The sequence below is a fragment of the Pseudomonas siliginis genome (assembly GCF_019145195.1).
GTDB lineage: Bacteria > Pseudomonadota > Gammaproteobacteria > Pseudomonadales > Pseudomonadaceae > Aquipseudomonas > Aquipseudomonas siliginis.
Window position 1 is genome coordinate 270,651 of sequence record NZ_JAHSTW010000006.1, and the last position, 18,685, is coordinate 289,335.

The following is an 18,685-nucleotide window of genomic DNA, read 5'->3' on the forward strand; positions in this document are numbered from 1 at the left end:
GCCGAAACGGTTACTGAGCGTGCACGTGGCCCTGGGCGGATTCCGGCGCTTTCTTCTGCACGGCAACTTCAACGCTGACGTCACCTGCTTTTTCGAAATGCAGGGTCATCGGGAAGCGCTTGCCGTCGCTGAGCAGACTGCGATCGCTCGGGTTGAGCAGCATCACGTGATAAGCCATCGGCGCGAAGGTCACGGTGCCGCCGGCGGGGATTTGCACGCTTGGCACTTGCTGCATCTTCATCAGATCGCCCTGCATGACGTGCTCGTGCAACTGCGCTTGTGCAGCGATGGGCGAGTCGACGCTGAGCAGGCGATCGGCGCTTTTGCCGGTGTTGTGAATGATGAAGTAGGCGGCGACGGTCGGCGCATTCGGCGGCAGTTCCTGCGACCACGGATGGGCGATTTCCAGCGCACCCACCTTGTATTCGTGGGCATGGGCGAAGCACGCCGGCAAAAGCAGCGCAGCTAGGACGAAGAGTTTCTTCAACATGGCAGTTCTCCAGAACGATTTGAAACGCGGATTCAGGGCGCGAACCAATCAGACCAGAGGGGAGGCACGGGGATTGAGACTCGGCCATTGCTGGCGCGGCGTCGGGGTTTGCAGGGAGACGGGCGCAACGCTGCGGTTGCTTTCAAATTGCGCGAAATACAGCTGCGGCGAATGCCCCGGCAGCGCCAGCAATGGCGCCCCGCCTGAGCAACACCAGCAGTGCTGCATGTTCGAATGGTTGTCGTTTTGCGGGGCCTTCTGATCCGTGGCACCGATGTCGATCGCCACCATCTTCATGCCGCTGCCGGTGCAGAAACTGCTCCACAGTATCTGCTCGGCCGGTGAACTGGCCGCCTGCGCCATCGCCCCGCTCAGCGGCATGGCGAGCATGTTGAACAGCACTGCAAAGCAGGCGATCCAGGCAAATGCTAACCGGCGTCGGTTCATGGGACAGGTCCGTTGGGTGGGCGATCAGGCGCGGCCCATTTAGCCTGATCAGGGCCGATAAGTAAAAAAGCGTCGTGCGGTTTGGTGTCGCAGTGAGCTGTTAAAGGAGTGTAGCTACTTGAATTTGCAGTGCCAGATCTGACGCCTTCGCGGGCAAGCCCGCTCCCACAAAGGGCTGTGCCGATTCAGCGGGAGAGGGCTGAGAGGATGTCGCCGACAGATCCAAATTCCCGATCAACCCCCGGCAACCCCGGCCGCTTCAACACCAGCACCGGCACGCCACGCTCGCGCGCCACTTCGAGCTTCGGCTCGGTGGCGCTGCTGCCGCTGTTCTTGCTGATCAGCACATCGATCTGCCTGCGCTCGAACAGCGCGCGCTCGTCGTCCAGCAAAAACGGCCCGCGTGCGCCGATCACTTCGCAGCGCGGGTTGCCGGGATAGACGTCGAGGGCGCGCAGGGTCCAGAACTGGTGTGCCGGGATTTCGTCGAGGTGTTGCAGCGGTTCGCGGCCGAGGGTGAACAGCGGGCGGTGAAACGGTTCGAGGGCTGTGATCAGTTCGGCCCAGTCACTGACCTCGCGCCAGTCATCGCCTGCTTGCGGCTGCCAGGCGGGGCGGCGCAAGGCCCAGCAGGGAATGCCGGCGAGCTGTGCTGCGCGGGCGGCGTTGGCGCTGATTTGTGCGGCGTACGGGTGCGTGGCGTCGAGCAGCAGATCGACACCTTCATTTGCGATGAACTGCGCCAGTCCCTCCGCGCCGCCATAGCCGCCGACCCGAACCTGGCAGCGCAAATCGCTCGGCACCCGGCCAACGCCAGCGAGGCTGTAAATATGTTGCGGCCCCAACGTGCGGGCAATCGCCAGCGCTTCAGTCACGCCGCCGAGCAACAGGATCCGCTTCATACAAAACCTCCGGCATGCCCGACAATCCCGCCTTGACGATCAATGGCAAACACCTCGACCTGCACCTGCGCCGGCACTACGCTGCGAGCGAAATTCAACGCATGGCGACAAACCTCATCCCCCAAAGCAATGCCCGCCGCACTGGCCATGGCCAGGGCTTGTTGGCTGGTATTGGCTTCGCGAATGCCTTGTTGCAATGCCGCATCCGCGCCAATCGCCGCCGCCCACTCGGCCAGTTGCGGCAAGTCGATGCTCGAATGCCGTGAGTGCAGATCCATATGCCCGGCGGCAAGTTTGCTGATCTTGCCGAAGCCGCCGCACAGGCTGAGTTTATCCACAGGTACTTTGCGCAGATGCTTGAGCACCGCGCCGACAAAGTCACCCATTTCGATCAAGGCGATTTCCGGCAGGTCATAGACCCGGCGCATGGTGTCTTCGCTGGCGTTGCCGGTGCACGCGGCGATGTGCAGATAACCGTTGGTTTTCGCCACGTCGATGCCCTGATGGATCGAGGCGATGTAGGCGGCGCAGGAAAACGGTCGGACGATGCCGCTGGTACCGAGGATCGACAGGCCGCCAAGAATGCCCAGCCGTGGATTCATGGTTTTCAGCGCCAGTTCTGCGCCGCCCTCGACATTGACTGTGACTTCGAAGCCGCCGCCGTAACCGGTTTCGGCGGCGAGCAAGGCCAGGTGATCGCTGATCATTTTGCGCGGCACCGGATTGATCGCCGGCTCGCCGACGGCCAATACCAGACCGGGTCGGGTCACCGTGCCGACGCCGACACCGGCGTTGAAGTGGATTCCCGGTTCGGCAGACAGTCGCACCTGTGAATAGAGCAGGGCGCCGTGAGTGACGTCAGGGTCATCTCCGGCATCCTTGATCGTACCGGCCTCGGCGCCGCCCTCGCTCAGGCGACAGAACTCCAGGCGCATCTGCACCTGTTTGCCCTTGGGCAGCGTGATCTGCACCGCGTCGGCGCTGATGCCGGTGAGCAACAGGCGCGCGGCGGCGAGGCTGGTGGCGGTGGCGCAGCTGCCGGTGGTGAGGCCGCTGCGCAGGGGCGCGGGTTGTTCGGCGGTTTCGTCACGCATCGATGGGTTTGACCAGTTCCAGCAGGGTGATCGGCAAGGCCTGACGCCAGGTGTCGAACTCGCCGAGCGGCTGCGCCTGGGCGACATGGATGCGCGTCAGCTCACCGCCGTATTGTTCGCGCCAGTGCATCAGGGTGACTTCGCTTTGCAGGGTCACGGCGTTGGCCACCAATCGGCCGCCGGGCTTGAGCTGTTCCCAGCAGGTCTCGAATACACCCTCACGGGTGACGCCGCCGCCGATGAAAATCGCTTCCGGACGTTCAAGGCCATTGAGCGCTTGCGGCGCCTTGCCACGAATCAGTTGCAGGCCGGGTACGCCCAGCGCATCGCGGTTGTGTTCGATCAATTGCTGACGGCCCTCGTCGGCCTCGACCGCCATGGCACGACAGCTCGGGTGCGCACGCATCCACTCGATGCCGATCGAGCCGCTGCCGGCGCCGACATCCCAGAGCAGTTCGCCGGGCTTCGGCGCCAGGCGGGCGAGGGTGATGGCGCGCACGTCGCGCTTGGTCAGCTGGCCGTCGTGACGGAACGCCGAATCGGGCAGACCAGCGAGGCGCGACAGGCCGGTAACACCGGGTTCGGCCAGACACTCGACAGCGATAACGTTGAGATCGGCAATCGGCGCATTTTCCCAGTCACTGGCGCGGCGCTCGATACGCCGTTCGGCGTCGCCGCCCAAATGCTCCAGAACAGTCATGCGACTTGGGCCGAAACCACGTTCGCAGAGCAATTGCGCAACGGCAGCCGGGCTGCTGCCGTCATTGCTCAGCAACAACAGACGCACGCCGCTGAACAGATGCGCATTGAGCGCCGCCAACGGACGCGCCACCAGCGACACAATCGTCACCTCCTGCAACGGCCAGCCCAGGCGCGCCGCCGCCAGTGCGCAGGACGAAGGGGCGGGGATGATCGCCATCTCGGCGCTCGGCACCTGACGCGCCAGACTGGCACCGACGCCGTAAAACATCGGATCACCGCTGGCCAGCACGCAGACCGGCTCGCCACGCGACTCGAGCACCGGCGCGAGGGAAAAAGGACTCGGCCACAATTGCCGCTCGCCGCCGATGCACGGCGGCAGCAGATCCAGCTGACGCTGGCCGCCGACGATCCGCGAAGCGCCCATCAGAGCACGCCGGGCGTTCTTGCCCAGGCCTTTGAAGCCGTCTTCACCAATACCCACAACGGTCAGCCAATCGCCCATTTCATACTCCAGATCCTGCGTCCAGCGAAGCGGGCGACATGATAACGCGACAATCGATAACTGGCTGCTGTCCTTTTTTGAGGAGCGCCGACATTGAATGTTTACATTGTCTTTTGTGATTTTTCGAGTTCTTCGCAAGTATTGAATTGGCGTTCCGCTGGAAGTGCTAGTGGCTATCCGGAAGGTGCTTTTTTAGTAAATTGAATAATCGAATGGATAATTGAAATGAGCGATGTTTTGAACAGTATCTCAGCACTGCCCAACCAAGGCAGTGCGACGGTGATGGGGAATAATCTGTTGTCCTACTTTTCCGGGTTGACTGCGGAAGACAAACGATTCGTCAAAGACAGTATGCGCTGGGCAGAATACAGAGCCGATTTGCGTCATAACAGAAACAGTGAGCCAGCTGCTTGGTTCGAATATTATTCTGGGGTGCTCTGGTCTGTCGGCTGGAGCCTTGAGCAAGCTCCGGTAATCCATGTTGACAAGAACTTTACCGGCAATGCGCTGGAAGTCTGGGCGCGATCCTTGTCGCAACAACTAAGTCGGGAGAAAGTCGGGCTAATGAAGGAGGCGTTCCATATGCTTGAGACACATTCGGACGCCATAGACGTATTTAGAGGCAGCGCTCGGGAATGGAGCGATTTTCGTTTTTCTCCTGCTCAGTACAATTTCAATAGGGAGTTGGAGATTGTCGTCAGTAATGTTCGCTTGCTTGATGCGAAGTGGTCCTCTACCTATTTGTTCTGGACTATTCAGCATACGGGTTCGGAGCTTGATATCCGCTCCAGGCGCTTTTTGATCAGGTCTGCCGCGATAAATGAAAATCGGCTTCAGTTGGCTGCTGCAGTACTTGATATGCGCACGCGTGAAATTGAGTTGGCTCAGGGCGCTTGATGTTAGTTGGAGAGCTTTGTTTGCTGGTTTGTATGATGGTCTGAAATTAAATGCATGGATTTTCGATTTGATTAACTTCGGTGCTGTGGTTAGTTTGTTTTCCACACCAAGTCGGTGTTTTAATCAAGAAAGGAATCCATTTATGACTGAGCTGAATAAAGATGTAGTCTCCGCTGTTGAGCGGTTTAGTTTGATTGCACAAACCAATGAGTTTATCGCTGCGCAGCCAGTGCTGCGCTCGCGTTCGGCAAGTGTTGGCAGTAGCTTGCCGATTGATAAAGATGAACTGAATGCTGCAATCATGGGCTCGGGTATTGCAGGCTTTGATGCAAGCATGTCCAAGCGCAGCAAGCGAATCGTTAAAAACACCTACATGTATGCCGATCTGGTTGCCTTGCTCAAATATCCGGCGGCCAACCAAAAAGAACAGCGCTATAACGAGTTTATGCGATTGATGAAACTGGCTGGCTGGTTTGCTTTCAGCCAGCCTTATAATCGATATACCGCTACTTCGCAAAAGCTGACCATGGACAATGTTGTCCTGTCTGTTCTGCATACCGCTGTTGGTGCTGCGGTCGGGCAGGGCCAGGCAGCCCTTAAAGTATTGTCCTCTGTGGCAGATGCGACCATGGATGCGCTGAAAAATGAACCACAGGCCCTGACGCTGTTCGAGAACAACTCGAAGAAAGCCGAAGGTGGCAACTTTTGCATGAGTGCGGCTTCGCAGGATGATGAGGGCGGTATCACGTTGGCAATCGCTGCTGTGCAATATCTGGCTTCGGCTCAACCTACCAAAGTACTGTTTGTAGAATGGGCAACATCTGCTGTGGAGATTTATAACGCCGGTGCCACGATGTATATGGATGAGGAAGACTATGCAATGGTTGAACCGTTGATTGTCAAGGCTCTGACTGAGCAGCGTGAGAAAGCGCTCAGCTACGAATTTGGCCAGTCGGTCTGAAAGTAATCAATGCCAGAGGCGCAAGCCTCTGGTTTTTTTGTGGGAGATGCAAATGTTCGCGATTTCGAAGATTTTCGTATGCGCAGGGGCATTAGTGCTGGTGAGTAAAGAGCTGTCGGCATCTGACATTGATGACAGTCTCGATGCGCTGCTTTATTCACAAACGGTCGCCTCGCATAAAGTTCCCGATGCTGTTGAATACGAGGCATGGAATGATGCCAATAAATCGGCTTTGAAGGTCACCGGTGCTTTGTTTTTTGACGATCCGGTTATCAGCGCGCCTGTCACTACGCCCGATACTTTTACTTTGCTGGAGTTGACTCAAGAACTCTTGCAAGGTTGGGCGCCGGCAGTTTTGAACCAACAGGTGATTGCCAATCTGACCTCGCAACTGGAGAGCAACGGTGCTGCCCTTGAGTTGCTTCAGCGAAATATTCTGCAAGAGGGCAAGTCGATTCGCTTCATGCTTGGCAGCGTATCTGCGGAATCAACGATTACGATGGTCGTCATTTCGTTTGCCGTCAAAGAGCCTGTTCCGGGCAATGTGCTTGAGCGACGCTTCAATGCTGATCAGATAGTGGGCAACCTTGCTGTTGATTGCTACAGGGCTCTTATAGATGCCGATGATTACTGTTTCTCGAGAGCCAGGATTATTGCGTTATTGGGTGAGCGGCGCGAAAAGCAGATTATCGCCCTGACCTGAGAGCGCGGCAGAGGCAACAACTGAAGCCTGCCTGCCCCACCGGTCGAGACAGAGGGCAGACTTTTCATACCGGTGGGCAAAGCAGGCATAATACTGCGCCTTCGCCCGCGAAACACTTCTGCCACACAACCGGTCAGCCCCTTGAACGAACGCCCGATGTCCACTGCCTTACGCCCCTCGGCCTGCCCGGGGTTGCTGCGTATCGTCCAGGCACTGGACGGCGGTATCTGTCGGATCAAGCTTGATGGCGGTTCGATCAATGCCGATCAGGCCGATGCGGTGGCCGCTGCCGCCGAAGCGTTTGCGAGCGGTGCGATCGAAGCGACCAATCGCGGCAACCTGCAGATTCGCGGCATCGGTGCGCAATCCGCAGCGCTGATCGCGCGCTTGCTGGCCGCCGGCCTTGGGCCGAAGAACGCCGCCGGCGACGATGTGCGCAATCTGATGCTCAGCCCGGCCGCCGGAATCGATCGGCAGATGCGTATCGATACACGCCCGCTCGCCGGGCAAATCCTCGACACGCTGCAATGCCATCCACGTTTCCATGAGTTGAGCGCCAAGTTCGCCGTGCAACTCGATGGTGGCGAAGCGCTGGTGATGCTCGAACATCCGCATGATCTGTGGCTGTCGGCATTCGAGCGTGACGGCGAAATCCTCTGGGCATTCGGTCTGGCCGGTTGCCCGACCGATCGCCCGCTCGGCGCTGTGAGCCTGGACAATGCTCACGCACTGGTGGTCGCCGCGCTGGAGTTGTTCCTCGACCTGGCCCGGCCAGAGCAAACACGGATGCGCCATCTGCTCGACGAGTTGCCCAGGCTCGCCTTTCTTGAAGCCTTGCGGGAGCGCGTATCGCTCAAGGCGATCAGCAATTGGCAGCGCCCGACGTCGGCAGACGCGCTGCACATCGGCGCTCATCAGCAAATCACGCAAGGTCGCTGCTACGTCGGCGCGGTGCCGCCACTGGGCCGACTTGATCCGGCGATGCTGCGTGGCGCGGCACAACTGGCCCGTCAATTTGGCGATGGCACTCTGCGCTTCACGCCGTGGCAGAGCCTGCTGCTGCCGAACGTGAAGGCCACTGATACCGACAACGTACTTGAGCAGTTACGGGCGTTGGGCCTGTTGACGACCGAGGCCGAACCACTGGCTCGACTGATCGCCTGCACCGGCGCCGATGGCTGCGGCAAAGGCCTTGCCGACACTAAACAGGATGCCCGGCAACTGGCACCTTTGCTGCCCGCAGGTCTCAGCGTGCACCTGTCGGGTTGCTCGCGCTCCTGCGCCGCCGCCCACTGCGCGCCAGCCACGCTGCTGGCCGTTGCTCCCGGTCATTACGACCTCTATTTTCGCGATGCAGCACAGCCCGGATTCGGCACGCTGCACGCCTGCAATCTTACTATTGAAGCGGCCGCGACCCTGCTCGACGCCCGCTCCCGGAGCCCCCTTGATGCTTGATTACATCCGCGACGGTCAGGAGATCTATCGCAACTCCTTCGCGATCATTCGCCGCGAGGCCAATCTGGCGCGCATTCCCGCCGATCTGGAAAAACTTGCGGTGCGAGTGATCCACGCCTGCGGCATGGTCGAGGCCGTCGACGGTCTGCAATTCTCCGAGGGCGCGGGCAAGGCCGGGCGCGATGCTCTGGCGGCCGGTGCGCCGATTCTCTGCGACGCGCGGATGGTCTCCGAAGGCGTGACCCGCACGCGCCTGCCAGCCAATAACAAAGTGATCTGCACTTTGCGCGACGACAGCGTGCCGGAGCTCGCCCGCGAGTTGGGCAACACCCGCTCGGCCGCCGCGCTGGAGCTGTGGCGCCCGCACCTCGAAGGCAGTGTGGTGGTGATCGGCAACGCACCGACCGCGCTGTTCTATTTGCTGGAAATGCTCGACGCCGGCGCGCCAAAACCGGCACTGATCCTCGGCTTCCCCGTGGGTTTTGTCGGCGCTGCCGAATCGAAAGCGGCGCTGGCCGCCGACAGTCGCGGCGTGCCGTTCGTGATCATGCAAGGCCGGCTGGGCGGCAGTGCCATGGCTGCCGCCGCCGTCAATGCCCTCGCCACGGAGATTGAATGATGCAGGCCAAAGGACGTCTGATCGGCCTCGGTGTCGGCCCCGGTGATCCGGAACTGATCACCGTCAAAGCCTTGCGCCTGCTGCGCGGATCGCCGGTGGTCGCGTATTTCGTGGCCAAGGGCAAGAAGGGCAATGCGTTCGGGATCATCGAGGCGCATCTGGTCGAGGCGCAGAATCTGCTGCCACTGGTGTACCCGGTGACCACCGAGGCGTTGCCGGCGCCGCTGTCGTATGAGCAGGTGATCAGCGATTTCTACGACGAAGCCGCTGTGGCGGTCGCCGAGCATCTGGATGCCGGCCGCGACGTGGCGGTGATCTGCGAAGGCGACCCGTTCTTCTACGGCTCCTACATGTATTTGCATGATCGTCTCGCCAGCCGTTACGAGGCCGAAGTCGTGCCCGGGGTGTGCTCGATGCTCGGCGGCGCTTCGGTGCTCGGCGCGCCGCTGGTGTATCGCAATCAGAGCCTGTCGGTGCTTTCCGGCGTGCTGCCCCACGAAGAACTGAGACGGCGTCTGGCCGATGCCGATGCGGCGGTGATCATGAAACTGGGGCGCAACTTTCCCAAGGTCCGTCAGGTGCTGGAAGAACTCGGCCTCGCCGAGCGTGCGTTGTATGTCGAGCGCGCGACCATGGCCAATCAGAAGATCGTGCCGATGGATCAGGTCGAGCCGATGTCCTCGCCGTACTTCTCGCTGATCATCGTCCCGGGCGAACGGTGGCAAGGTTGATGAGCCAAGCGACTCCCGCCATCGTCATTCTCGGCCAGGGCAGCCTCGCGACGGCGCGGCGCATTCAGCAGGTCTACCCGGCGGCGCAAATCCATGGCCTTGCCGGACGGGTTGAAGGCGCCGACAGCAGCTATCAGGAATTCGGCGCGACCCTGCGCGCGTTGTATCAACAGGACACGCCGATCATTGCCCTGTGCGCGGCCGGCATTGTCATTCGCACCTTGGCGCCGCTGTTGCTGGAGAAAGGCGCCGAACCGGCGGTGCTGGCGGTGGCCGAAGACGGCAGCGCGGTGGTGCCACTGCTCGGCGGCCTCGGCGGGGTCAACGTCATGGCCCGGGAGATCGCGGCGGCGCTGCAAGTGGCGCCGGCGATCACCACCAGCGGCGAATTGCGCTTTGGCACCTGCCTGCTCAATCCACCGAGCGGCTATGCGCTGGCGGATCTGGAATCGGGCAAACGCTTCGTTTCCGATCTGCTCGCCGGGCACAGCGTGCGCATCGAAGGCGCGGCGCCATGGCTGGATCAGGCGCAGTTGCCGCAGGATCCGCAGGCGCAGCGGTCGATTCATGTGAGCAGTGTGCAGCGGGTGGCCAGCGCCGATGAATTGCTGATTTACCCGCGCAGTGTGGCGGTGGCAGTGAGCGCTGACGTGGCAGATCTGCCGAACGCCATTCGCGCTGCGTTGCAACAGGCCAGCGTCGCCGTGCCGGCACTGGCGTGTCTGGTGGCAGCAGAGGCTGAAATGGCCTCATCGACTTTGCGCGAGGCTGCGCTCGAGTTGGGCGTGCCACTGCGCTTCGTGGCAGCACAAAGCGATCTTCAGACGTTGGCCCGGGTTGCAGTGCCTGCGGCGAAGGTGATCAGCGCAGAACATCTGGCGATCGCGATTGCCGAGCAACCGCTGGACGTCGCGCAGATCGGCCGTCCGCGTGGTCGCCTCGCGGTCATTGGTCTTGGCCCCGGCGCCGCTGAACTGATGGTGCCAGCGGTGAAAGCCGAACTGGCCCGCGCCACCGATGTGCTGGGCTATGAGACCTACGTGCGCATGGCCGGCCCGTTCCGCGACGATCAGGTGCAGCACTGCACCGACAATCGTGAAGAAATGCAGCGTGCCCGCCATGCCTTCAGGCTCGCCGCCGCAGGCCGCTCGGTGATCGTGGTTTCCTCGGGCGACCCGGGCGTATTCGCCATGGCCGCTGCGGTGCTCGAAGCCCTGCACGAATCGGACGATCCGGAGTGGCACAGCGTTGATCTGGAAATCCTCCCCGGCGTCTCCGCCTCGCTTGCCACTGCGGCTCAGGCCGGTGCGCCGCTGGGCCACGACTTCTGCGTGATGTCACTGTCGGACAACCTCAAGCCCTGGGCGATCATCGAGAAACGTCTGGATCTGGCCGCCGAAGCGGATCTGGCCCTGGCGTTCTACAACCCGATTTCCCGGGCGCGCCCGTGGCAACTGGGCCGCGCACTGGAGATCGTTGCGCAGCACCGCTCGCCTGAAACACCGGTGGTGCTCGGTCGGGACATCGGCCGGCCGGGGCAGACGCTGCGCACCACGACCCTGGGCGCATTGACACCGGAACAGGTGGACATGCGCACCATGGTGCTGATCGGTTCTTCGACCACCTGCACCTTCGCCCGTGCCGGAGGCGGTGAGTGGGTTTACACGCCGCGTTGGTATGGTGAAAAACCGCTGTCCTGAAAAAACTTCCGCTCATTCAATTTTCAGCCTTGGGAAAGTTTGAGCGGTTGTAAGTCCGATTGAAGTTTCAATTGTTTTCCACCAGCAATAAACAATGGTCATGCCCCACAGGGCAGGGCCATTTTTTATGCCCATCGGTCGCGCCGGTCCGCTAATTATTTCGCTGCCGTTACAGCGTAGTGCTCCGGTGTTATCAGATATTGCCGGGGACAAGCTTTGTATTCCTTGTTGTTTGTGTGGCGCGTATTCGCCCACTAGGGTGCTGTGTTCATAGCACTTGTCGAGTGTCGTTCAAATCAATCTACCGCTCTGCAGCGGCGCGAAAGTGCGCGCGGTCAACGAGCCATTTAATAAACAAGGAGTGTGTAATGGCTTTGAAAAACGATTATTCGTTCGGGCGAGCGTTCATATCTGCGCAAGAGTATTCCGTACTCTCAAAAGCATTGCGGGAGCTTTCTGCTACCCCCCAATATCAAGCGCTGAACGACTGTTACCAGCAAGCCGGTCAAACGACGGACCCGGTGTCGTTGCTGAGCCTGGCGAGCTTGTTTCAAGAGCAACTTGCAGCGCTGTTGAAACGCAAGAAAACCCCTGTTCCGGTGGCTGTCGATGACATTGCGCGCGGGCTGCAAAGTTATCTGGCACGGCTTTCGACGACTGTGGAAATGTTGTCGGGGCTGACCCGGCCGGTGCCGAAAGTCATCCATTTCGTCTGGGTTGGCGGAAGCGAAGTCGGGGTCAATCAGCGCGATTACATGAATATCTGGCGCCAGGTGATGGCGGCGGAGGGTTACCGCTTCAACCTTTGGTACGACAGCGATGCGTTGCTGGCTTTCGAGATGAACCGGGTCATCCTCGACAGTGCCAGGGCTGATGTCATGACGACCGGTGGCTCACAGCTCAACCATGCCGCGCAACTGGCGACGATGATTGAAGACCGCGCACGGGTGTTGAAACAGCAGATGTTCGACTACCTCAGCCAGCCGAGGTGGAAGGGGCGGACCGATGAAGCGCGCATCGATCTGATGGTGCGTGCTTATGGCAAGGACCGCGCGACGCTGCAGGATTTTCGTCAGCGCTGCCTCGACAGCCATCTGGCGATGGTGGGTCCGGATCTGCAATTGCGCGATGTCACTCACGCCTTTGCCGATGACTTGCTGGCGGACGTCTACCGCCGCGAAGTGTCGATGCGCGGCAACTTCGCTGCGGCGAGCGATGTGGTGCGTTTGCAGGCCGAACTTCGTGAGGGCGGGCGTTATACCGACATGGATTATCTGCCGCCATTGCTCGACAAGTTGGGCGGTGTCGATATCAGCGATTACAGCCAGACGCAGAAAATCGCAGTTCTGCAACTTCTGTTGAACAACAATCCGCAGTTGATGCCGGGGCGCGATCCGCAGCATTACCCCGACAGGACCGACAGTCTTTTAGAACAACATAAACAACTTCTCGAGGATTTTGCTCGCAGCAAACCGGACGTGCTTGAACTGTTCGTGCCGCCACAAACCGTGGAGGCCGGCGAGAACGGCTTTCGCATGGGGCTGCAAATCAATGAAGAAATGAACGCTCATTTCATCGCCCAGCCGGGCAGCGGCATGACGATGTCGATCATGCAAGTCATTCGGCTTAATTACGACGTGCTCGCTGAAGTTGAAAAGCGCATGGCCAACTCGGCATCTGGATGGGCCGACGGTGAGACCCTGACCACGGTCGCGGCGACAGTCATTGAAGAGATGTTGGTCAGGTCGAACTTCACCAGCTGGAATGAAGCTTATGCCTACCAATTGCTCAAAGCGGTTGTCACCTATTACCAGGATGGCATTCGTAATGACGCGGGGGGTACGGTAACGCTCACCGGCCCGGGCGCGGCCCTCGCCGGATTGCATGAATACGTCGAAGCCAATTGCGATCCGTTTTTCACTCGTCAGGTGTTGGCGCAACAGCGTTTGCGCGAGGGTTATAACGTCAATACCGAAGAAGAGACCATTTCCGGCTGGATCGTCAGGGGCACGGAAAAAGACTGGCTGGAGATGGAACACGCCCGCTGGGCCGAGGGCAAGCTCAAATCCCGTTATGCCGGACGCTTGTCCGACCTGCTCAGTGATCGAAGCCTGACCTTCGAACGCGGCTGGCCCGTTGTCGAAGGCAAACAGGTGCTGTTGACCGCGGTGCTGCAGCGCTTGATGGATGATCTGGGCGAGCCGTTCATTCGAGCGATGCGAGACAAGCTGAGCGGGGAGGTTACCTTCGATCAAGCCGTGGTCATCGACTTCGACACCCGCCAACAGGTGCTGGCGCAAGGGCCTGTCGTGGTGCCGAGTTCCCGTGGCGCGGATTCCGTCAGCCATCTCAACGAACTGTTCAGCCGCATCGCCCACGGTACGCTGCCGCTGGAACAACTGAGCCCCGCGATGCGAGTCGTGCTCGGGGGGATTTTCGGCGCGACGAGCGTGGACGATGGCGGGTTCGCCGATACCTGGCAACAGGTGCGCGACCTGGCCATCGCCACCGACCGCGACGGCACTTTTGCGCGCTACGATGCGATTGAAAAAGCCGTGCGCCAGCGCCGCTCGGCGGCGTTCGAGAACGGACTGGAACGCGACCTGCCGACGGCCACATCGACGACCCGCGAGCTCAAGGTTCAAGCCATGTCCGAGCCGCTGACGCTGCGCCAGTGGGGCGAACGTATCGGCCAGATCAAGCGCAGCGCCCGGCAGGAGTTTCGCACGCAGATCCTGCAGCGCAGCGGACAAGTGCGTGACACCTTTTTCAAGGCTGGCGCGGTGTCGGTCAAGCAGTTGCCGCAGGATCTGTTGCAGCACAACGCAGGCGACCCGGGGCGCCGCTGTTATCCGCTGGCGCTGCTGATGGGCGCCGCCATTGCCGCCGGCGAGACGGCGGAACGGGCGTTGGTCGGGCATGTCGCCAGCGCCAGCGTGAGTCCCGACGAACTTGGCTCGCGGGCGTTGCGCAGTGCGCTGGACGAACTGCGCGCCTTGCCCACCGGCAAGGTTGGCTGCGTTCGCGGCGTGCAACGCCTGGACGGCATCATGGCTGCGCTGGACGCTAGCGCCGTGCCTGCGGTGCTGCTGCTCGACACTGGCGACCACGCCCTGCTGCTGGCCAAAGTGCGAACCGGTGAGCACGCGGCCTATCGCTTCTACGACCCCAACTTTGCTCTCTATGGTTTTGCCGATGGTGCGCAGTTGCAGCGTGGCGTAGAGCGTTATCTGAGCGCGGACGATAACGCGCTGGCGAAGCTTTATGGTCTGGGTGAGATGGCCACGGCGCAGTTCACCGTCACTGAGCTGGACACTGCGGCGATCGCCGAACGCAGGCTGTCATCGGATCTGCGTGTGGACAGTTTTCTGCACAACGTTGCACTGGCCGATCCGCAGGGAGCCTCGATCTGGCAAAAGCAAGCGCTGGCCCGTACCCGATCTCTTGGGGAAAACGCTCGGCTGGGCACCAGCCTGGCGCAACTGGACGCACGCTACTGGGCCAGCGAGTTCGAGCAGGCGACCGAGCGCTTGCGCCGTGAGCACAAGGTGGCGCGTGATTACGTGCCGTTGCTCGATACCCTCGGCAACAACGCCGACGGCGGCCACAGCATTACCCTGATCGATCCGCGCAATGCGCAAAACACCCTGACGGTGATCACCCGCGATTCGCGCTTTCAGAAACTCAGGCAATACGTCGAACGAGTCGTGCAGGGCGGTGCGGCCAGGCCCGGGCAGACGGCTGATCACGACGGGGGCAGCCGGCTGAGTTTTGCCTTTGCGATCCAGACGCTGATCAGTGAAATGCGCCAGCGCGATTACCGCGCTGGCGATACCGTGCCGGCGCTGACCGTTGCTCTGCAGATCCAGGTGTACGTCAGTTATGCACAGCTGGGCTTTGGTGTCGCCAGCGATGCTGTGCAGATCGTCCAGCTGGTGCGTCAGGTAGCAGCGGCCGAGCGGGCGTTGCAGCAGGGCTCATTCGCCGCACGCCTGGCAGGACAGGCCGCCACGGGCGTTGGTGTGGCATTTTCCGTGGCCAATATCGGCTTCGACATCTCCAACCTGACGCAGGCAGAGAATTATGAGCAGCGAGCGCGGTTCTCCACGTCCCTGGCGTTCAACACGGCGGCCCTGAGTCTGGATATTGTCGCCCTGGCGGCGGGCGGAACGGTGGGCGCGTTCGCCGCAGCGCTATCCGTGCCGCTACTGGGCGTGGGTATCGGGGTGACCGCGATTGCCAGCAATCTCGGGCAGATAATGGACAAGGCTGCGGCCATCGGCGAGCACCTCTCGCAGATTCACGACGCTTATCAGCAGTCTTACGAAAGCGTTGGTGCGGTCTTGCAGTTCCCCGCTCTGGCCGTGATTACCGAGCTGGATCTGCACAGCAGAAGGGTGGCGTTCGAAGGGCAGAAGTTTTACCCCTGGAAGGGCAGTGCACTGGAATTGCCGCAGTACGACGATGATCCTGCCAGGCGGCATGCTGCGATCAATATCCCCATAGCCTTTCAACGGCCTGCTGTCGGCAGCGTCTGGGGGACCTTGCCCGAGGAGCTGGTGCTGCCCTGTTCACCCATCTGTTACTACGGCTACGAATATCAGCTCGGCAGCGCCGGGACTGCGCCTTTCTCCACGACCCGCTATCCGCAGTTGCATGACCGCCTGGCATATCAGCTGGAATATGACGCGCTCGGTAACCGGGTGTTTTACCTGTTCAGCACGCCGTTTGCGCCACACCTCCTCTACAAGCTGCATCCGGTATTCATGGCCACGACGATCAAGGTGCAGTTGAGCGTAGAGGTCAGCCAACTGGTGGTTCCGGACCTGCCACCAGAGTGGCGCGAGAAGATTGCCTACCGGATCACCGCACCGCAGGGGCAATACCGCATTCGGTTGGTACCGGGCCTGCTGGCGGTGAATTTCGAGCAAGCGCAGGGCTGGGAACGGGTGACGTGGACGGTGCAAGCGTCTTGGGCCCGGGTGGAACAGGTCAGCTTTCGGGAAAAGCCACGGGACAGCATCGACAGCGCACCTGACATGCTGGTCGATGGCCTGGTGTTGAATCGTTTCGATGGCGCCATCGAACTCGCCGAGGGGCTGTTCCGGATCGACTGGACGGGCCGCAGCCTGCATCTGATCGCCGTTGTCCTCGACTACGAAAACAACGCTGCGACTCAACTGCGTAGCGCCAACATGACCGCCAGCGGCATCCCGGCGCCGGTGCAGCGCTATTTGCGCGCTCAGGTCGCAAGCGGACAACTGACCGCAGCCTATTTGCCGTTGCGTAACTTCAGAGTGCCGTTCGATTCGCCGAACCGGCCAGTGGTGACTACCGGCTATTACGACACTGCGCGGGATCGGGTGCTGTTCGCACGTAACCTGCCGCAGGAGGTCAACGAGGGCGTGGTTCTGGCAGGCGTCAGCGCCCGCCATGCGTGGTTCTACCATCCCGATCATCCATCGCTATGGCGGGTCGATGTGCTGACCGGTACTGTCCAGCATCGCTACCGTCTGAAAAATCCGCGGATGGGATCGACCATCATCGGCTGCCGACAACAAGCCGATGGAGCGCTGCGGATTGCGCAGAAGCTGACGGCAGAAGCGTTGCATGGCACTACCACCATCGAGTATCGGATCACCGGTCAGCATGTGGAACTGACGGCTTGCCAGATTGCTTTTGCCGCCGAGGACTATCGGTTCGAGCCGCGTGAAGCGCTTCGACAAACCGATGCCCCGGACAAGGGCGTCTCGTCAGACATGGCCGCCAGCAGCAGTGATTGGTCTTGTGCTCCGTTCATTGTTGTCGAGGGCTATGCCGGGTCGCAGTTGCGCGACAGGGCTTGGCTGAACAAGACGACGGGCAAGTGCATTGAGGCCAGGCACGACCTGTCCTGGCCCGAAGACTTGTTGATGCTGATGCCGTCCAGCCCTGAAAACAACGCGGTGCTGTTCTATAGCCAGCAGGAGCGGACGATCAGCCGCGGCATCGAACCCCGTGTCGGTCATTGGCAGAATGTGGTGATCGAACACGATGTGGTCGAAATCAACCTGGCGGACCAGCGCTACCTTGCAACCAAGGATGACGGCCGTCTGTTCGAGGTCGATATCGTCGACGTGCCGGCAGCGGCAGCGATCGACGACATGATTGTGTTTCAGTACGGGGTACCTTCCCTTGCGCACAGAAGCGATGAGGCATGGCTCGATCAGGCCGATAAACCCTCGATTCTGCGGTTCGTCGGTGTCGGGCAGCGTTGGCTGCAGCGAAATCCCGATTGGTTGAGCGCATTGCATTCGCTGGCCACGGTCGCAGCGTTGCTGCCGTTGCCGGTCTTCGGTTTACGTGATGGGGCAGGTCAGGCTTTCCTGACGGCATGGTGTGTCGATGGCAAAGTCGCTGTGGCCGATATCGGTCAGGGCAGGGAGCTGGCGCTGCTCGGTCTGACCCCGGATCAAAGCGCTGTCTGGTTGCTTGAGGTCAGCGCCGGACAACTTTACCGCCAGCCGCTGATGGCGATCGAAGCACTGCGGGGAGCTTTTTCAGCCGAGCATCGTCTGGTGAAGCCGCAGTTGCTGGCCAAGGCGGAAAAAGTCTGGACGTCATGGGCCTTTAGCGAGGTGCGGCGCCAGGGCGAAGGGCTGGAGGCGCAGACCCTCGACGGGGTGCATCTGCAATTGCTGGATAACCAGCCGGCAATGATCGTAGGCGTGGAAAATCGCTGGTCTCATGTGCCGGGGCAGAGCGATCAACAGTTACGTGCACGCCTGCGAGCATTGTTGCACGGGCATGCCCACGCGCCTGTCATACAAGTGGCAAGTGCAACCGGACGCTATCTGTATTACCTGCCGCAACTTGACCGGCTGTTCGATCTGGCCGGTCGCAGTGACGGACAGTGGTCGGCATTCCTCGGTACGCGCGGGTCGAAGCAGCCGATGCTGTTCGACCCGGTCGACCAACTGATTTTCAGCGCCGGCCCGAACGACGGCGTCTGGCTGCCCGGCAGTTATGCCCATCGCGACGCCGAGGTCATGGTGCTTGAGGTGGGTGATGACATCACAGAGATCGAAACATTGTTGCCCGATGGCGTCACCAGGCTGCTGCTGGCTTCCGGTGCGCAGACCTCGGGTTATCGGCTGGCGCAAGCGTCCTTCCAGCGGTTGGACTGCATCGTGGTCGATGGACGACAGGCTTCGGATGCTGAAACGGCGGAACCTTGCCTGCTGGATCTGGATCTGGACGAATGCGGGCATTGGTGGATGTCACGGGTCGATGACGATGTGGTGCTGACCGATCCGGACTCCGGACACAGTCTGATCGTGCGCAATTTCGACGGACAACGCCCACTGCTACTGATGCTGCCCGTTGCCGGGCGGCCACATACCTTGACGCTGGCTCAAGGGCTGCAAGCCTATGCCACTGTGCGCGGCGCAGAGGCCACGGTGAGCCTGACAGCGGTGATCGCAGCGCTGCGCTGAGGTCGCT

General features: G+C 60.8%; 13 protein-coding genes. 8 read left to right on the forward strand and 5 right to left on the reverse strand.

Annotated elements, in window-relative coordinates:
- Nucleotides 1-10: 10 nt before the first annotated feature.
- From KVG87_RS14240 to cbiE, 5 genes are all read right to left on the reverse strand, one after another.
- Nucleotides 11-490: a copper chaperone PCu(A)C gene (locus KVG87_RS14240; protein WP_217851230.1), complete on the reverse strand. Its 480-nt coding sequence runs from the start codon at nt 488-490 to the stop codon at nt 11-13.
- A 48-nt stretch (nt 491-538) separates the two neighbouring features.
- Entirely contained in the window at nt 539-937 is a 399-nt protein-coding gene (locus tag KVG87_RS14245; RefSeq protein WP_024011410.1) for a DUF2946 domain-containing protein, read from the reverse strand.
- A 185-nt stretch (nt 938-1,122) separates the two neighbouring features.
- Nucleotides 1,123-1,839 carry a cobalt-precorrin-6A reductase gene (locus KVG87_RS14250; protein ID WP_217851232.1) on the reverse strand — a complete coding sequence of 239 codons (717 nt, stop codon included), beginning with the start codon at nt 1,837-1,839 and terminating at the stop codon, nt 1,123-1,125.
- Nucleotides 1,836-2,933 carry a cobalt-precorrin-5B (C(1))-methyltransferase gene (locus KVG87_RS14255; protein ID WP_217851234.1) on the reverse strand — a complete coding sequence of 366 codons (1,098 nt, stop codon included), beginning with the start codon at nt 2,931-2,933 and terminating at the stop codon, nt 1,836-1,838. Before KVG87_RS14255 ends, KVG87_RS14250 begins: the two co-directional genes overlap by 4 nt.
- Complete coding sequence (gene cbiE, locus KVG87_RS14260; RefSeq protein ID WP_076565509.1) at nt 2,926-4,137, reverse strand: precorrin-6y C5,15-methyltransferase (decarboxylating) subunit CbiE; 1,212 nt, start codon at nt 4,135-4,137, stop codon at nt 2,926-2,928. The genes KVG87_RS14255 and cbiE overlap by 8 nt, the downstream gene beginning before the upstream one ends.
- A gap of 225 nt (nt 4,138-4,362) precedes the next feature.
- Between cbiE and KVG87_RS14265 the strand changes: the two genes are divergently transcribed.
- The 8 genes from KVG87_RS14265 to KVG87_RS14300 all read left to right on the forward strand — a co-directional run bounded on the left by KVG87_RS14265 (nt 4,363) and on the right by KVG87_RS14300 (nt 18,678).
- Nucleotides 4,363-5,034 (forward strand): hypothetical protein, encoded by a 672-nt coding sequence (locus tag KVG87_RS14265; protein WP_217851236.1) that lies wholly within the window; start codon nt 4,363-4,365, stop codon nt 5,032-5,034.
- On the forward strand, nt 4,958-5,995 hold the full coding sequence (locus KVG87_RS14270) for a hypothetical protein (RefSeq protein WP_217851238.1): 1,038 nt from the start codon (nt 4,958-4,960) through the stop codon (nt 5,993-5,995). Before KVG87_RS14265 ends, KVG87_RS14270 begins: the two co-directional genes overlap by 77 nt.
- A 52-nt stretch (nt 5,996-6,047) precedes the next feature.
- Nucleotides 6,048-6,698 (forward strand): hypothetical protein, encoded by a 651-nt coding sequence (locus KVG87_RS14275; RefSeq protein WP_217851240.1) that lies wholly within the window; start codon nt 6,048-6,050, stop codon nt 6,696-6,698.
- 156 nt (nt 6,699-6,854) lie between these two features.
- Nucleotides 6,855-8,153 carry a precorrin-3B synthase gene (gene cobG / locus KVG87_RS14280; RefSeq protein ID WP_225930882.1) on the forward strand — a complete coding sequence of 433 codons (1,299 nt, stop codon included), beginning with the start codon at nt 6,855-6,857 and terminating at the stop codon, nt 8,151-8,153.
- Nucleotides 8,146-8,772, forward strand: coding sequence for a precorrin-8X methylmutase (locus KVG87_RS14285; RefSeq protein WP_217851242.1), 627 nt, complete (start codon nt 8,146-8,148; stop codon nt 8,770-8,772). Before cobG ends, KVG87_RS14285 begins: the two co-directional genes overlap by 8 nt.
- On the forward strand, nt 8,769-9,503 hold the full coding sequence (locus tag KVG87_RS14290) for a precorrin-2 C(20)-methyltransferase (protein ID WP_437180900.1): 735 nt from the start codon (nt 8,769-8,771) through the stop codon (nt 9,501-9,503). The genes KVG87_RS14285 and KVG87_RS14290 overlap by 4 nt, the downstream gene beginning before the upstream one ends.
- Nucleotides 9,503-11,203: a precorrin-3B C(17)-methyltransferase gene (gene cobJ / locus KVG87_RS14295; RefSeq protein ID WP_217851244.1), complete on the forward strand. Its 1,701-nt coding sequence runs from the start codon at nt 9,503-9,505 to the stop codon at nt 11,201-11,203. Before KVG87_RS14290 ends, cobJ begins: the two co-directional genes overlap by 1 nt.
- Nucleotides 11,204-11,724: 521 nt before the next feature.
- Complete coding sequence (locus KVG87_RS14300) at nt 11,725-18,678, forward strand: TcdA/TcdB pore-forming domain-containing protein (protein WP_367616683.1); 6,954 nt, start codon at nt 11,725-11,727, stop codon at nt 18,676-18,678.
- Nucleotides 18,679-18,685 lie beyond the last annotated feature (7 nt).

What these genes read in the sequence shown, in the direction of transcription:
- KVG87_RS14240 (WP_217851230.1), bottom strand. Translation starts at nt 490, where the DNA reads ATGTTGAAGAAACTCTTCGTCCTAGCTGCGCTGCTTTTGCCGGCGTGC.
- KVG87_RS14245 (WP_024011410.1), bottom strand. Translation starts at nt 937, where the DNA reads ATGAACCGACGCCGGTTAGCATTTGCCTGGATCGCCTGCTTTGCAGTG.
- KVG87_RS14250 (WP_217851232.1), bottom strand. Translation starts at nt 1,839, where the DNA reads ATGAAGCGGATCCTGTTGCTCGGCGGCGTGACTGAAGCGCTGGCGATT.
- KVG87_RS14255 (WP_217851234.1), bottom strand. Translation starts at nt 2,933, where the DNA reads ATGCGTGACGAAACCGCCGAACAACCCGCGCCCCTGCGCAGCGGCCTC.
- cbiE (WP_076565509.1), bottom strand. Translation starts at nt 4,137, where the DNA reads ATGGGCGATTGGCTGACCGTTGTGGGTATTGGTGAAGACGGCTTCAAA.
- KVG87_RS14265 (WP_217851236.1), top strand. Translation starts at nt 4,363, where the DNA reads ATGAGCGATGTTTTGAACAGTATCTCAGCACTGCCCAACCAAGGCAGT.
- KVG87_RS14270 (WP_217851238.1), top strand. Translation starts at nt 4,958, where the DNA reads ATGAAAATCGGCTTCAGTTGGCTGCTGCAGTACTTGATATGCGCACGC.
- KVG87_RS14275 (WP_217851240.1), top strand. Translation starts at nt 6,048, where the DNA reads ATGTTCGCGATTTCGAAGATTTTCGTATGCGCAGGGGCATTAGTGCTG.
- cobG (WP_225930882.1), top strand. Translation starts at nt 6,855, where the DNA reads ATGTCCACTGCCTTACGCCCCTCGGCCTGCCCGGGGTTGCTGCGTATC.
- KVG87_RS14285 (WP_217851242.1), top strand. Translation starts at nt 8,146, where the DNA reads ATGCTTGATTACATCCGCGACGGTCAGGAGATCTATCGCAACTCCTTC.
- KVG87_RS14290 (WP_437180900.1), top strand. Translation starts at nt 8,769, where the DNA reads ATGATGCAGGCCAAAGGACGTCTGATCGGCCTCGGTGTCGGCCCCGGT.
- cobJ (WP_217851244.1), top strand. Translation starts at nt 9,503, where the DNA reads ATGAGCCAAGCGACTCCCGCCATCGTCATTCTCGGCCAGGGCAGCCTC.